The organism is Pseudomonas sp. TWI923 (genome assembly GCF_039673365.1).
Taxonomy (GTDB): domain Bacteria; phylum Pseudomonadota; class Gammaproteobacteria; order Pseudomonadales; family Pseudomonadaceae; genus Aquipseudomonas; species Aquipseudomonas sichuanensis.
In genome coordinates, this window is the sequence record NZ_JBDJLM010000020.1 from 43,567 (window position 1) to 55,299 (window position 11,733).

Consider the following 11,733-nt stretch of genomic DNA (forward strand, 5'->3'; position numbering starts at 1 on the left):
TTAGAACACTGTGCACAGAACTTCGCCGCCGACACCGGCAGCGCGCGCAGCGCGGTCAGTCATCACACCTTTGTTGGTGGAGACGATAGACACGCCCAGACCGCCACGTACTTTCGGCAGGTCAGTGACGGCCTTGTACTGGCGCAGGCCTGGACGGCTGGTGCGCTTCAGTTCCTCGATGACCGGACGGCCTTCGAAGTACTTCAGTTCGATCGACAGGGAAGGCTTGGCTTCGCCGCTGACTTCGTAGCCGGCGATGTAACCTTCGTCTTTCAGTACTTTGGCAACCGCGACCTTCAGCGTGGAGGAAGGCATGCTTACGACAGACTTTTCAGCCATCTGGGCATTACGGATGCGAGTTAGCATGTCCGCTAACGGGTCCTGCATACTCATGGGCTAGATGCTCCTGATACAAGAATTATTAGCCTTGCGGCTATCACAACCACCCGAGCAGGCAGGGTAAAAAACCCAGGCTCAGGTGAGCCGGTCATTCTAGACACAAGGCAGAAACGAAACAAGCCCCATATAGGGGCTTGTTTCTTTGCGAGGTCACCGGCGGTCGGAAGATTTCTCCCCTTCCGCCGGCGGTCACGCCAACCGGGATTACCAGCTGGCCTTGACCAGACCTGGCACATCACCACGCATGGCGGCTTCGCGCAGCTTGTTACGGCCGAGGCCGAACTTGCGGTACACGCCGTGCGGACGACCGGTGATGCGGCAGCGGTTACGCATGCGCGAGGCGCTAGCGTCACGTGGCTGCTTCTGCAGAGCGACAACGGCAGCGAAACGCTCTTCTGGAGAGGCGTTCAGGTTGACGATGGTCGCTTTCAGCTCGGCACGCTTTTTAGCGTACTTGGCTACCGTGAGCTGACGCTTCAGCTCGCGGTTTTTCATGCTCTTCTTGGCCATTTTCCTACTCCAATCAGTTGCGGAACGGGAACTTGAAAGCACGCAGCAGAGCGCGGCCTTCGTCGTCCGAACGAGCAGTGGTGGTCAGGGTGATGTCCAAACCGCGCAGAGCATCGATCTTGTCGTAGTCGATTTCCGGGAAGATGATCTGCTCTTTCACGCCCATGCTGTAGTTGCCACGACCATCGAAGGACTTGGCATTCAGGCCGCGGAAGTCGCGAACCCGAGGCAGGGAGATCGCCAGCAGGCGGTCCAGGAATTCGTACATCTTGTCGCTACGCAGGGTCACCTTGACGCCGATCGGCCAGCCTTCGCGGACTTTGAAGCCAGCGATGGATTTGCGAGCGAAAGTCACGACCGGCTTTTGACCGGTGATCTTTTCCAGGTCAGCTACAGCGTGCTCGATGACTTTCTTGTCGCCGATCGCTTCGCCCAGACCCATGTTCAGGGTGATTTTGGTAACGCGAGGAACTTCCATCACGTTCGACAGCTTAAGTTCTTCCTTAAGCTTAGGAGCGATTTCGTTCCGGTAAATCTCTTTCAGTCGTGCCATGGTCTTCTACCTAGCAGTGTTCAAGCATCAACCGCTTTTTGGGTCGACTTGAAGACACGAATTTTCTTACCTTCTTCTACTTTGAAACCAACGCGGTCAGCTTTGTTGGTTTCGCTGTTGAAGATGGCAACGTTGGAAGCGTGCAGTGGCGCTTCTTTCTCGACGATACCGCCCTGGACGCCCGCCATCGGGTTAGGCTTGGTATGACGCTTGACCAGGTTGACACCACCGACGACCAGACGGTCATCAGCGAGAACCTTCAGCACCTTACCGCGCTTACCTTTGTCTTTGCCGGCGATCACGATGATCTCGTCGTCACGACGAATCTTTTGCATGTCGGATCTCCTTAGAGCACTTCAGGGGCGAGCGAGACGATCTTCATGAACTTCTCGGTACGAAGTTCACGGGTCACTGGCCCGAAGATGCGAGTGCCGATCGGCTCTTGCTTGGTGTTCAGCAGAACAGCAGCGTTGCCGTCGAAACGAATGATGGAACCGTCAGCGCGACGTACACCGTGACGGGTACGGACGACAACAGCAGTCATCACTTGGCCTTTTTTGACCTTACCGCGCGGAATTGCTTCCTTGACGGTTACCTTGATGATGTCACCGATGCCGGCGTAACGGCGGTGCGAACCGCCGAGCACCTTGATGCACATGACGCGACGAGCGCCGCTGTTATCGGCCACATCGAGCATGGATTGAGTCTGAATCATAAAATTTCTCCGACCCCTAGCCCTTAGACTTCAACAGCGCGTTCGAGGACTTCAACCAGTGCCCAGGACTTGGTCTTGGCCAGCGGACGGGTTTCGCGAATGGAAACCTTGTCGCCGATCTTGCACTGGTTGGCTTCGTCGTGCGCGTGCAGCTTAGTCGAACGCTTAACGTATTTACCGTAGATCGGGTGCTTTACGCGACGCTCGATCAGAACGGTGATGGTCTTGTCCATTTTGTCGCTGACGACACGGCCAGTCAGCGTACGGACGGTTTTTTCAGCTTCAGCCATGATCACTTACCTGCCTGCTGGTTGAGCACAGTTTTCACGCGAGCGATGTCACGCTTAACTTGCGAGAGCAGGTGCGACTGCCCCAACTGGCCAGTTGCTTTCTGCATGCGCAGATTGAACTGGTCGCGCAGCAAGCCGAGCAGTTGCTCATTCAGTTGCTGTGCGGATTTTTCACGAAGTTCATTCGCTTTCATCACATCACCGTCCGCTTAACAAAGGAGGTGGCGAGAGGCAGCTTTGCAGCGGCCAGGGCGAAAGCTTCGCGCGCCAGCTCTTCAGAAACACCCTCGATCTCGTACAGGACTTTGCCTGGCTGAATCTGGGCAACCCAGTATTCCACGGAACCCTTACCTTTACCCATCCGCACTTCGAGAGGCTTCTTGGTAACCGGCTTGTCCGGGAACACACGGATCCAGATCTTGCCGCCACGCTTAACGTGACGGGTCAGGGCACGACGCGCCGACTCGATCTGGCGAGCGGTGAGACGACCGCGGGCGACAGCTTTCAGAGCGAACTCGCCGAAGCTGACCTTGCTACCGCGCAGTGCCAGACCACGGTTGTGGCCAGTCATCTGCTTGCGGAATTTTGTACGCTTTGGTTGCAACATTTGGCGTACCCCTTACTTAGCAGCTTTTTTACGAGGCGCTGGTGCTTGAGGCTTCAGCTCTTCCTGGCGACCACCAATCACTTCGCCTTTGAAGATCCAAACCTTGACACCGATCACACCGTAGGTGGTGTGAGCTTCGTAGGTGTTGTAGTCGATATCGGCACGCAGGGTGTGCAGGGGCACACGACCTTCGCGATACCACTCGGTACGTGCGATCTCGGCACCGCCGAGACGACCGCTCACCTGGATCTTGATGCCCTTGGCACCAATACGCATGGCGTTCTGTACGGCGCGCTTCATGGCGCGACGGAACATTACGCGGCGTTCCAGCTGCTGGGCTACGCTCTGAGCAACCAGCATAGCGTCGAGTTCCGGCTTGCGGATCTCTTCGATGTTGATGTGCACAGGCACACCCATCTGCTTGGTCAGGTCCTGACGCAGCTTCTCAACATCTTCACCTTTCTTGCCGATAACGATACCGGGACGAGCGGTGTGGATGGTGATGCGTGCAGTTTGAGCCGGACGATGAATATCGATACGGCTTACGGACGCGCTTTTTAGTTTGTCTTGGAGGTACTCACGAGTTTGCAGATCCTTCAGCAGGTAATCTGCGTAAGTCGCGCCGTCTGCGTACCAGACGGAGGTGTGCTCCTTGACGATTCCCAGGCGAATGCCAGTGGGATGTACTTTCTGACCCATCTGATCGACTCCGTTACTTGTCCGCAACCTTGACAGTGATATGGCAAGACCGCTTGACGATGCGATCAGCGCGGCCTTTGGCACGCGGCATGATGCGCTTCAGCGAACGCCCTTCGTTGACGAAGACGGTGGAGACCTTCAGGTCATCAACGTCTGCGCCTTCGTTGTGTTCGGCGTTGGCAACGGCCGACTCGAGGACTTTCTTCATGATTTCAGCGGCTTTTTTGCTGCTGAAGGCCAACAGGTTGAGCGCTTCGCCCACCTTCTTCCCGCGGATCTGGTCGGCGACCAAGCGGGCTTTCTGGGCGGAGATGCGAGCGCCCGACAACTTAGCGGCTACTTCCATTTCCTTACCCCTTAACGCTTGGCTTTCTTGTCAGCCACGTGCCCGCGATAGGTGCGGGTACCGGCGAACTCGCCCAGTTTGTGGCCGACCATGTCTTCGTTCACGAGAACTGGGACGTGTTGGCGACCGTTGTGTACCGCGATGGTCAGACCGACCATTTGTGGCAGGATCATCGAACGGCGCGACCAGGTTTTAACTGGCTTGCGATCGTTCTTCTCCACCGCCACTTCGACCTTCTTCAACAGGTGAAGATCGATAAAAGGACCTTTTTTCAGAGAACGTGGCACTGTCGTATCCCTCTAGTTACTTGCGACGACGGACGATCATGTTGTCGGTACGCTTATTACCACGGGTTTTAGCACCCTTGGTTGGGAAGCCCCATGGCGATACCGGATGACGACCACCGGAGGTACGACCTTCACCACCACCATGCGGGTGGTCAACCGGGTTCATGGCAACACCACGAACGGTTGGGCGAACGCCGCGCCAGCGTTTGGCACCAGCTTTACCCAGCGAACGCAGGCTGTGCTCGGAGTTCGAGACTTCGCCCAGGGTCGCACGGCACTCAGCCAGGACTTTACGCATTTCACCAGAGCGCAGACGCAGGGTCACGTAGACACCTTCGCGAGCGATCAGCTGAGCCGAAGCACCAGCGGAACGAGCGATCTGAGCACCTTTACCCGGCTTCAGTTCGATGCCGTGAATGGTGCTACCCACTGGGATGTTGCGCAGCTGCAGGGAGTTACCGGCCTTGATTGGGGCCAGGGCACCTGCGATCAGCTGGTCGCCAGCGCTCACGCCTTTAGGGGCGATGATGTAGCGACGCTCACCGTCTGCGTAGCACAGCAGGGCGATGTGAGCAGTACGGTTCGGGTCGTATTCGATACGCTCGACGGTGGCTGGAATGCCATCCTTGTCGTTGCGACGGAAGTCGACCAGACGGTAATGCTGCTTATGACCACCACCCACGTGACGCGTGGTGATGCGGCCATTGTTGTTACGACCACCAGACTTCGATTTCTTCTCGATCAGCGGTGCGTGAGGAGCGCCTTTGTGCAGCTCCTTGTTGACCACCTTGACCACAAAACGGCGGCCAGGGGAAGTCGGTTTGCATTTAACGATTGCCATGATGCACCCCTTCCTTACTCAGCACTGCTGCTGAAATCGAGATCTTGGCCTGGCTGAAGGGAGACGATCGCCTTCTTCCAGTCATTACGCTTGCCCAGACCACGTGCGGTACGCTTGGTTTTACCCAGAACGTTAACAGTCGACACGTTTTCAACTTTTACGTTGAACAGGCCTTCGACAGCTTTCTTGATTTCCAGCTTGGTTGCATCGGTAGCAACCTTGAATACGAACTGGCCTTTCTTCTCAGCCAGAACGGTAGCCTTCTCGGAAACGTGCGGGCCAAGGAGGACTTTGAATACGCGTTCCTGGTTCATCCCAGCAGCTCCTCGAATTTCTTCACGGCCGAGACGGTGATCAACACCTTCTCGTATGCGATCAGACTGACCGGGTCGGAACCTTGAACGTCACGTACATCGACGTGCGGCAGGTTGCGAGCAGCCAGGTACAGGTTCTGATCAACAGCGTCCGAAACGATCAGAACATCGCTCAGACCCATGCCGTTCAGCTTGTTCAGCAGGTCTTTGGTTTTCGGCGCTTCAACAGCGAAGTCCTGAACCACGACCAGACGGTCGCTACGCACCAGCTCAGCGAGGATGGAGCGCAGAGCTGCGCGATACATCTTCTTGTTGAGCTTCTGCGAGTGATCCTGAGGACGAGCTGCGAAGGTTACACCACCGCCACGCCAGATCGGACCACGGGTAGTACCGGCACGAGCACGGCCAGTACCTTTCTGACGCCATGGGCGCTTACCGCCACCGGCCACGTCAGAACGGGTCTTCTGCTGCTTGGTGCCCTGACGGCCGCCGGCCATGTAGGCCACGACTGCTTGGTGTACCAGCGTCTCGTTGAATTCGCCACCGAAAGTCAGTTCGGAAACTTCGATCGCCTGAGCGTCATTTACATTAAGTTGCATGTCAGTTTCCCCTTACCCGCGAGCCTTGACAGCTGGACGCACAACCACGTCGCCGCCAGTAGCGCCTGGAACGGCACCCTTGATCAGCAGCAGGTTGCGTTCAGCGTCTACGCGTACTACTTCCAGGGACTGCACAGTCACGCGCTCAGCGCCCATGTGACCGGACATTTTCTTGCCCTTGAATACACGACCAGGAGTCTGGCACTGGCCGATGGAGCCAGGGACACGGTGCGATACGGAGTTACCGTGGGTGTTATCTTGACCACGGAAGTTCCAGCGCTTGATGGTACCGGCGAAGCCTTTACCTTTGGACTGACCGGTTACGTCTACCAGCTGGCCTGCAGTGAAGAGTTCAGCTTTGATCAGATCGCCAGCCTGGAAATCGCCTTCTTCAAGACGGAACTCCCAGACACCGCGACCAGCGGCAACGTTGGCCTTGGCAAAGTGGCCAGCCTGAGCGGCGGTCACACGCGAAGCACGACGCTCGCCGACAGTGACTTGCACTGCACGGTAGCCATCAGTTTCTTCGGTTTTGAACTGGGTGACGCGATTCGGCTCGATCTCAATGACCGTGACCGGAATGGAGACACCTTCTTCGGTGAAAATACGGGTCATACCCGCTTTTCGACCGACTACACCAATAGTCATGTTGTAAACCTCATGAGTGTACGGGGCTTTCACCCGCTATGGCCGCCCATTTCAGAGCGTTACACGACCAGACCGAAGTCTTAGCCGAGGCTGATCTGTACTTCCACGCCGGCCGCCAGATCAAGCTTCATCAGCGCGTCAACGGTTTTATCCGTTGGCTGGACGATGTCCAGAACACGCTTATGAGTGCGAATCTCGTACTGGTCACGCGCGTCTTTGTTGACGTGCGGGGAGACCAGAACGGTGAAACGCTCTTTGCGGGTAGGCAGTGGAATTGGACCACGCACTTGTGCACCAGTACGTTTCGCGGTTTCCACGATTTCCTGGGTGGATTGGTCGATCAGGCGATGGTCGAAAGCCTTCAACCTGATACGGATTTGCTGATTTTGCATTGGATTTCAGACTCCAGGCTGTTCCCAACGGACGCACTACGCCCGCTAAAAGGAGGCGTGATTCTATAGACGCCCCAATTTAGTGTCAACCCAATAAAAAAAGCCCCCGCTGAGCGGGGGCTTTTTCAATCGGTCGAGTGATTACTCGATGATTTTGGCTACGACGCCGGCGCCGACGGTACGACCGCCTTCACGGATGGCGAAGCGCAGACCGTCTTCCATTGCGATGGTCTTGATCAGGGTGACAGTCATCTGAATGTTGTCACCTGGCATTACCATTTCAACGCCTTCCGGCAGTTCGCAGTTACCGGTCACGTCAGTGGTACGGAAGTAGAACTGAGGACGGTAGCCTTTGAAGAACGGAGTGTGACGACCGCCTTCTTCCTTCGACAGAACGTAGACTTCTGCGGTGAACTTGGTGTGCGGCTTGACCGAACCTGGCTTGACCAGAACCTGGCCACGCTCAACGTCGTCACGCTTGGTACCACGCAGCAGGACGCCGCAGTTCTCGCCAGCACGACCTTCGTCCAGCAGCTTGCGGAACATCTCAACGCCGGTGCAGGTGGTGGTGGTGGTGTCACGCAGACCAACGATTTCCAGCGGGTCTTGAACGCGAACGATACCGCGCTCGATACGGCCGGTAACAACGGTACCGCGACCGGAGATCGAGAACACGTCTTCGATTGGCATCAGGAACGGCTTGTCGATAGCACGCTCTGGCTCTGGGATGTAGCTGTCCAGAGTTTCAACCAGCTTCTTGACAGCGCTGGTGCCCATTTCGTTGTCGTCTTTGCCTTCCAGGGCCATACGAGCCGAACCGATGATGATCGGAGTGTCGTCGCCTGGGAAGTCGTAGGTGGACAGCAGGTCGCGAACTTCCATCTCGACCAGTTCCAGCAGCTCAGCGTCGTCTACCAGGTCAGCCTTGTTCAGGAAGACCACGATGTACGGAACGCCAACCTGACGGGACAGCAGGATGTGCTCACGGGTTTGTGGCATCGGACCATCGGCGGCCGAGCAAACCAGGATCGCGCCGTCCATCTGGGCAGCACCGGTGATCATGTTCTTCACGTAGTCAGCGTGACCTGGGCAGTCAACGTGAGCGTAGTGACGAATGTTCGAGTTGTACTCGACGTGCGCGGTGTTGATGGTGATACCGCGAGCTTTTTCTTCCGGAGCCGAGTCGATCTTGTCGAACTCAACGACGGCCGAACCGAAAACTTCGGAGCAGACGCGGGTCAGAGCTGCGGTCAGAGTGGTCTTACCGTGGTCAACGTGGCCGATAGTGCCGACGTTAACGTGGGGAAGGGAACGATCAAATTTTTCTTTAGCCACGACAGTGAACCTCTTGCCTAAAGGGGATTAGCCTTGTTTTTTAACGAGTGCTTCGACGATGTTCGACGGAGCTTCGGCGTATTTGGAGAATTCCATGGAGTAGCTTGCGCGACCCTGAGACATGGAACGAACGTCGGTCGCGTAACCGAACATCTCTCCGAGCGGCACCTCAGCAGTGATTACCTTGCCGGACACCGAGTCTTCATTACCCTGGATCATCCCACGACGACGGCTCAGGTCACCCATCACGTCACCCAGGTAATCTTCCGGGGTTACAACTTCGACCTTCATGATCGGTTCGAGGACCACGCCACCGCCCTTCTGGGCCAGTTGCTTGGTGGCCATCGAAGCAGCGATTTTGAACGCCATTTCGTTGGAGTCGACGTCGTGGTACGAACCGTCGAATACCGTGGCCTTCAGGCCGAGCAGCGGATAGCCGGCAACAACGCCGTTTTTCATCTGCTCTTCGATGCCCTTCTGGATCGGGGCGATGAATTCCTTAGGAATCACACCACCAACGACTTCGTTGGAGAACACCAGACCTTCGGTGATATTGCCTTTGTCGTCCACGTCCGGCTCCGAGAAACGGATCCAGCAGTGACCGAACTGACCACGACCACCCGACTGACGAACGAACTTGCCTTCGATCTCGACGTTGGACTTGGTGATCTTCTCGCGGTACGAAACCTGCGGCTTGCCGACGTTGCACTCGACGTTGAACTCGCGCTTCATGCGGTCAACGAGGATGTCCAGGTGCAGCTCACCCATACCGGAGATGATGGTCTGGCCGGTTTCTTCGTCGGTCTTGACGCGGAACGACGGGTCTTCCTGGGCCAGCTTGCCCAGTGCGATACCCATCTTCTCCTGGTCAGCCTTGGTTTTCGGCTCTACGGAGAGCGAGATTACCGGCTCAGGGAAGTCCATACGCTCGAGGATGATCGGCTTGTCGGCGTTGCACAGGGTGTCACCGGTGGTGACGTCCTTCATGCCGATCAGAGCAGCGATGTCACCAGCGCGTACTTCTTTAATCTCTTCACGCTGGTTGGCGTGCATCTGCACCATACGACCAACGCGCTCTTTCTTGCCCTTGACCGAGTTGATGACGGAGTCACCGGAGGTCAGGAAGCCCGAGTAAACGCGGACGAAGGTCAGAGTACCAACGAACGGGTCGGTGGCAATCTTGAACGCCAGGGCCGAGAACGGCTCGTTGTCGTCAGCAGGACGCTCATCGTACTGTTCTGCGGTAACTTCGTCCTTCGGCACGTCGATCAGGTCAGGGTGGATACCCTTGATCGCCGGGATTTCGGTCGGAGCAGGCAGGAAGTCGATAACGGCGTCGAGAACCAGGGGAACACCCTTGTTCTTGAACGACGAACCGCAGACAGCAGGAACGATCTCGCTCGCCAGGGTACGGGCGCGCAGACCAGCCTTGATGTCTTCGACGGACAGGTCACCTTCTTCAAGGTACTTGTTCATCAGCTCTTCGTTGGCCTCGGCAGCAGCTTCGACCATGTTGCTGCGCCATTCGTTGGCCAGGTCCACCAGCTCGGCAGGAATTTCTTCCTCGCGGTAGGTAGTACCTTTGTCGTCGTCGTTCCAGTAGATGGCTTTCATCTTGATCAGGTCAACCTGACCCTGGAAGTCGTCTTCTGCACCGATAGCCAGCTGGACCGGAACCGGGGTGTGACCCAGGCGGTTCTTGATCTGGCCGATAACGCGCAGGAAGTTGGCACCAGCACGGTCCATCTTGTTCACGTAAACAACACGTGGAACGCCGTACTTGTTGGCTTGACGCCATACGGTTTCGGACTGCGGCTCAACGCCGGAGGTACCGCAGAACACAACGACCGCGCCGTCGAGTACGCGCAGCGAACGCTCTACTTCAATGGTGAAGTCAACGTGGCCGGGGGTATCGATGACGTTTACGCGGTAGTTGTCGTACTGACCACGGGAACCTTTCCAGAAGGTGGTAACGGCAGCGGAGGTAATGGTGATACCGCGCTCCTGCTCCTGCACCATCCAGTCGGTGGTCGCGGCGCCGTCATGCACCTCGCCCATCTTGTGGCTCAGACCTGTGTAGAACAGGATCCGCTCGGTAGTGGTGGTCTTGCCCGCGTCAACGTGGGCACAGATACCAATGTTACGGTAGCGGTTAATTGCTGTAGTACGAGCCATAAAGCCCTCGCAAAATGATTGATGCTTGAATTAGAAGCGGTAGTGCGAGAACGCTTTGTTGGCTTCAGCCATACGGTGAACGTCTTCACGCTTCTTGACTGCAGCACCTTTGCCTTCGGCAGCATCCAGCAGTTCACCGGCCAGGCGCAGGGCCATCGACTTCTCGCCGCGCTTGCGGGCGTAGTCTACGAGCCAGCGCATTGCCAGAGCGTTACGACGGGATGGACGAACTTCAACCGGGACCTGGTAAGTGGCACCGCCAACACGGCGGGACTTAACTTCGACCAGCGGAGCGATGGCGTCGAGAGCTTTCTCGAAGATTTCCAGGGGGTCGCTGTTCTTGCGTGCTTTGACGGTATCCAGGGCACCGTAAACGATGCGCTCGGCTACGGCCTTCTTGCCGCTTTCCATCACGTGGTTCATGAACTTGGCGAGGATCTGGGATCCGTACTTCGGATCGTCAAGGATCTCACGTTTTGCTGCTACACGACGTCTTGGCATGATAAGCCCTCAAACGGTCTTCAGGTTAGCCCGGGACGTGGGTCTTCGACCCCTGCCCGACCTTACTCTTATCGACTCAAAAAAATGGATGTCTGCAAACGGCCGATTACTTCGGACGCTTGGTACCGTACTTCGAACGACCCTGGTTACGGCCTTTGACGCCCGAAGTATCCAGAGAGCCGCGAACGGTGTGGTAACGAACACCTGGCAAGTCTTTTACACGGCCGCCACGGATCAGGACGACGCTGTGCTCTTGCAGGTTGTGGCCTTCACCACCGATGTACGAGGAAACCTCGAAACCGTTGGTCAGACGCACACGGCATACTTTACGCAGTGCCGAGTTAGGTTTTTTCGGCGTAGTGGTGTACACGCGGGTGCACACGCCACGACGTTGCGGGCAGTTCTGCAGCGCAGGAACGTCCGATTTCTCGACCGAACGCTTACGCGGCTGACGTACCAGCTGGTTGATAGTTGCCATCTACTAGCTCCACTGATTGCCTTGCGACTCAATTGTCTTGCAAG

General features: G+C 56.7%; 20 protein-coding genes. All 20 read right to left on the reverse strand.

Translation table 11 applies throughout. The annotated features are described in order from the left end of the window. The 20 genes from rpsH to rpsL all read right to left on the reverse strand — a co-directional run bounded on the left by rpsH (position 1) and on the right by rpsL (position 11,689). Positions 1-393, reverse strand: coding sequence for a 30S ribosomal protein S8 (gene rpsH / locus ABE459_RS10955; RefSeq protein WP_110996348.1), 393 nt, complete (start codon positions 391-393; stop codon positions 1-3). Positions 394-603: 210 nt separating this feature from the next. Continuing rightward, complete coding sequence (gene rpsN, locus ABE459_RS10960; protein WP_023629181.1) at positions 604-909, reverse strand: 30S ribosomal protein S14; 306 nt, start codon at positions 907-909, stop codon at positions 604-606. Between the two features lie 13 nt (positions 910-922). Continuing rightward, on the reverse strand, positions 923-1,462 hold the full coding sequence (rplE, locus tag ABE459_RS10965) for a 50S ribosomal protein L5 (RefSeq protein WP_003255474.1): 540 nt from the start codon (positions 1,460-1,462) through the stop codon (positions 923-925). A gap of 20 nt (positions 1,463-1,482) precedes the next feature. Beyond that, the gene (gene rplX, locus ABE459_RS10970; RefSeq protein WP_125462384.1) at positions 1,483-1,797 is read right to left on the reverse strand and encodes a 50S ribosomal protein L24; all 315 of its coding nucleotides are present in this window, start codon (positions 1,795-1,797) and stop codon (positions 1,483-1,485) included. 11 nt (positions 1,798-1,808) lie between these two features. Then, positions 1,809-2,177, reverse strand: coding sequence for a 50S ribosomal protein L14 (rplN, locus tag ABE459_RS10975; protein WP_008089810.1), 369 nt, complete (start codon positions 2,175-2,177; stop codon positions 1,809-1,811). Positions 2,178-2,200: 23 nt separating this feature from the next. After that, on the reverse strand, positions 2,201-2,467 hold the full coding sequence (gene rpsQ / locus ABE459_RS10980) for a 30S ribosomal protein S17 (protein WP_003255478.1): 267 nt from the start codon (positions 2,465-2,467) through the stop codon (positions 2,201-2,203). A 2-nt stretch (positions 2,468-2,469) separates the two neighbouring features. Next, positions 2,470-2,661: a 50S ribosomal protein L29 gene (rpmC, locus tag ABE459_RS10985; protein ID WP_002555481.1), complete on the reverse strand. Its 192-nt coding sequence runs from the start codon at positions 2,659-2,661 to the stop codon at positions 2,470-2,472. Further along, the gene (gene rplP, locus ABE459_RS10990; RefSeq protein WP_009397508.1) at positions 2,661-3,074 is read right to left on the reverse strand and encodes a 50S ribosomal protein L16; all 414 of its coding nucleotides are present in this window, start codon (positions 3,072-3,074) and stop codon (positions 2,661-2,663) included. The genes rpmC and rplP overlap by 1 nt, the downstream gene beginning before the upstream one ends. A gap of 12 nt (positions 3,075-3,086) precedes the next feature. After that, positions 3,087-3,773, reverse strand: a complete 687-nt coding sequence (rpsC, locus tag ABE459_RS10995; protein ID WP_011531889.1) for a 30S ribosomal protein S3 — start codon at positions 3,771-3,773, stop codon at positions 3,087-3,089. A 13-nt stretch (positions 3,774-3,786) separates the two neighbouring features. Next, a complete protein-coding gene (gene rplV / locus ABE459_RS11000; protein ID WP_003103908.1) occupies positions 3,787-4,119 on the reverse strand; it encodes a 50S ribosomal protein L22 in 333 nt (110 codons plus the stop codon). A gap of 11 nt (positions 4,120-4,130) precedes the next feature. After that, the gene (gene rpsS, locus ABE459_RS11005) at positions 4,131-4,406 is read right to left on the reverse strand and encodes a 30S ribosomal protein S19 (RefSeq protein WP_003255482.1); all 276 of its coding nucleotides are present in this window, start codon (positions 4,404-4,406) and stop codon (positions 4,131-4,133) included. 16 nt (positions 4,407-4,422) lie between these two features. Continuing rightward, on the reverse strand, positions 4,423-5,247 hold the full coding sequence (rplB, locus tag ABE459_RS11010; RefSeq protein ID WP_003255483.1) for a 50S ribosomal protein L2: 825 nt from the start codon (positions 5,245-5,247) through the stop codon (positions 4,423-4,425). Positions 5,248-5,261: 14 nt separating this feature from the next. Beyond that, positions 5,262-5,561 carry a 50S ribosomal protein L23 gene (gene rplW, locus ABE459_RS11015; protein ID WP_003255484.1) on the reverse strand — a complete coding sequence of 100 codons (300 nt, stop codon included), beginning with the start codon at positions 5,559-5,561 and terminating at the stop codon, positions 5,262-5,264. Further along, on the reverse strand, positions 5,558-6,160 hold the full coding sequence (rplD, locus tag ABE459_RS11020) for a 50S ribosomal protein L4 (RefSeq protein ID WP_003255485.1): 603 nt from the start codon (positions 6,158-6,160) through the stop codon (positions 5,558-5,560). Before rplD ends, rplW begins: the two co-directional genes overlap by 4 nt. 12 nt (positions 6,161-6,172) lie before the next feature. Next, a complete protein-coding gene (rplC, locus tag ABE459_RS11025) occupies positions 6,173-6,808 on the reverse strand; it encodes a 50S ribosomal protein L3 (RefSeq protein ID WP_011531887.1) in 636 nt (211 codons plus the stop codon). An 80-nt stretch (positions 6,809-6,888) separates the two neighbouring features. Beyond that, on the reverse strand, positions 6,889-7,200 hold the full coding sequence (gene rpsJ, locus ABE459_RS11030) for a 30S ribosomal protein S10 (RefSeq protein WP_003186070.1): 312 nt from the start codon (positions 7,198-7,200) through the stop codon (positions 6,889-6,891). Between the two features lie 141 nt (positions 7,201-7,341). Then, the gene (gene tuf, locus ABE459_RS11035; protein WP_016484647.1) at positions 7,342-8,535 is read right to left on the reverse strand and encodes an elongation factor Tu; all 1,194 of its coding nucleotides are present in this window, start codon (positions 8,533-8,535) and stop codon (positions 7,342-7,344) included. Between the two features lie 27 nt (positions 8,536-8,562). Then, positions 8,563-10,710, reverse strand: coding sequence for an elongation factor G (gene fusA / locus ABE459_RS11040; protein WP_125462383.1), 2,148 nt, complete (start codon positions 10,708-10,710; stop codon positions 8,563-8,565). Between the two features lie 30 nt (positions 10,711-10,740). Continuing rightward, positions 10,741-11,211 carry a 30S ribosomal protein S7 gene (rpsG, locus tag ABE459_RS11045; protein WP_003246741.1) on the reverse strand — a complete coding sequence of 157 codons (471 nt, stop codon included), beginning with the start codon at positions 11,209-11,211 and terminating at the stop codon, positions 10,741-10,743. Positions 11,212-11,317: 106 nt separating this feature from the next. Beyond that, positions 11,318-11,689: a 30S ribosomal protein S12 gene (gene rpsL / locus ABE459_RS11050; RefSeq protein ID WP_003255492.1), complete on the reverse strand. Its 372-nt coding sequence runs from the start codon at positions 11,687-11,689 to the stop codon at positions 11,318-11,320. Positions 11,690-11,733 lie beyond the last annotated feature (44 nt).

What these genes read in the sequence shown, in the direction of transcription:
- rpsH (WP_110996348.1), bottom strand. Translation starts at nt 393, where the DNA reads ATGAGTATGCAGGACCCGTTAGCGGACATGCTAACTCGCATCCGTAAT.
- rplW (WP_003255484.1), bottom strand. Translation starts at nt 5,561, where the DNA reads ATGAACCAGGAACGCGTATTCAAAGTCCTCCTTGGCCCGCACGTTTCC.
- rplX (WP_125462384.1), bottom strand. Translation starts at nt 1,797, where the DNA reads ATGCAAAAGATTCGTCGTGACGACGAGATCATCGTGATCGCCGGCAAA.
- rplB (WP_003255483.1), bottom strand. Translation starts at nt 5,247, where the DNA reads ATGGCAATCGTTAAATGCAAACCGACTTCCCCTGGCCGCCGTTTTGTG.
- rpmC (WP_002555481.1), bottom strand. Translation starts at nt 2,661, where the DNA reads ATGAAAGCGAATGAACTTCGTGAAAAATCCGCACAGCAACTGAATGAG.
- rplN (WP_008089810.1), bottom strand. Translation starts at nt 2,177, where the DNA reads ATGATTCAGACTCAATCCATGCTCGATGTGGCCGATAACAGCGGCGCT.
- rpsQ (WP_003255478.1), bottom strand. Translation starts at nt 2,467, where the DNA reads ATGGCTGAAGCTGAAAAAACCGTCCGTACGCTGACTGGCCGTGTCGTC.
- rpsN (WP_023629181.1), bottom strand. Translation starts at nt 909, where the DNA reads ATGGCCAAGAAGAGCATGAAAAACCGCGAGCTGAAGCGTCAGCTCACG.
- rplE (WP_003255474.1), bottom strand. Translation starts at nt 1,462, where the DNA reads ATGGCACGACTGAAAGAGATTTACCGGAACGAAATCGCTCCTAAGCTT.
- rplD (WP_003255485.1), bottom strand. Translation starts at nt 6,160, where the DNA reads ATGCAACTTAATGTAAATGACGCTCAGGCGATCGAAGTTTCCGAACTG.
- rplC (WP_011531887.1), bottom strand. Translation starts at nt 6,808, where the DNA reads ATGACTATTGGTGTAGTCGGTCGAAAAGCGGGTATGACCCGTATTTTC.
- rpsG (WP_003246741.1), bottom strand. Translation starts at nt 11,211, where the DNA reads ATGCCAAGACGTCGTGTAGCAGCAAAACGTGAGATCCTTGACGATCCG.
- rpsL (WP_003255492.1), bottom strand. Translation starts at nt 11,689, where the DNA reads ATGGCAACTATCAACCAGCTGGTACGTCAGCCGCGTAAGCGTTCGGTC.
- rpsJ (WP_003186070.1), bottom strand. Translation starts at nt 7,200, where the DNA reads ATGCAAAATCAGCAAATCCGTATCAGGTTGAAGGCTTTCGACCATCGC.
- rpsC (WP_011531889.1), bottom strand. Translation starts at nt 3,773, where the DNA reads ATGGGTCAGAAAGTACATCCCACTGGCATTCGCCTGGGAATCGTCAAG.
- rplV (WP_003103908.1), bottom strand. Translation starts at nt 4,119, where the DNA reads ATGGAAGTAGCCGCTAAGTTGTCGGGCGCTCGCATCTCCGCCCAGAAA.
- fusA (WP_125462383.1), bottom strand. Translation starts at nt 10,710, where the DNA reads ATGGCTCGTACTACAGCAATTAACCGCTACCGTAACATTGGTATCTGT.
- rplP (WP_009397508.1), bottom strand. Translation starts at nt 3,074, where the DNA reads ATGTTGCAACCAAAGCGTACAAAATTCCGCAAGCAGATGACTGGCCAC.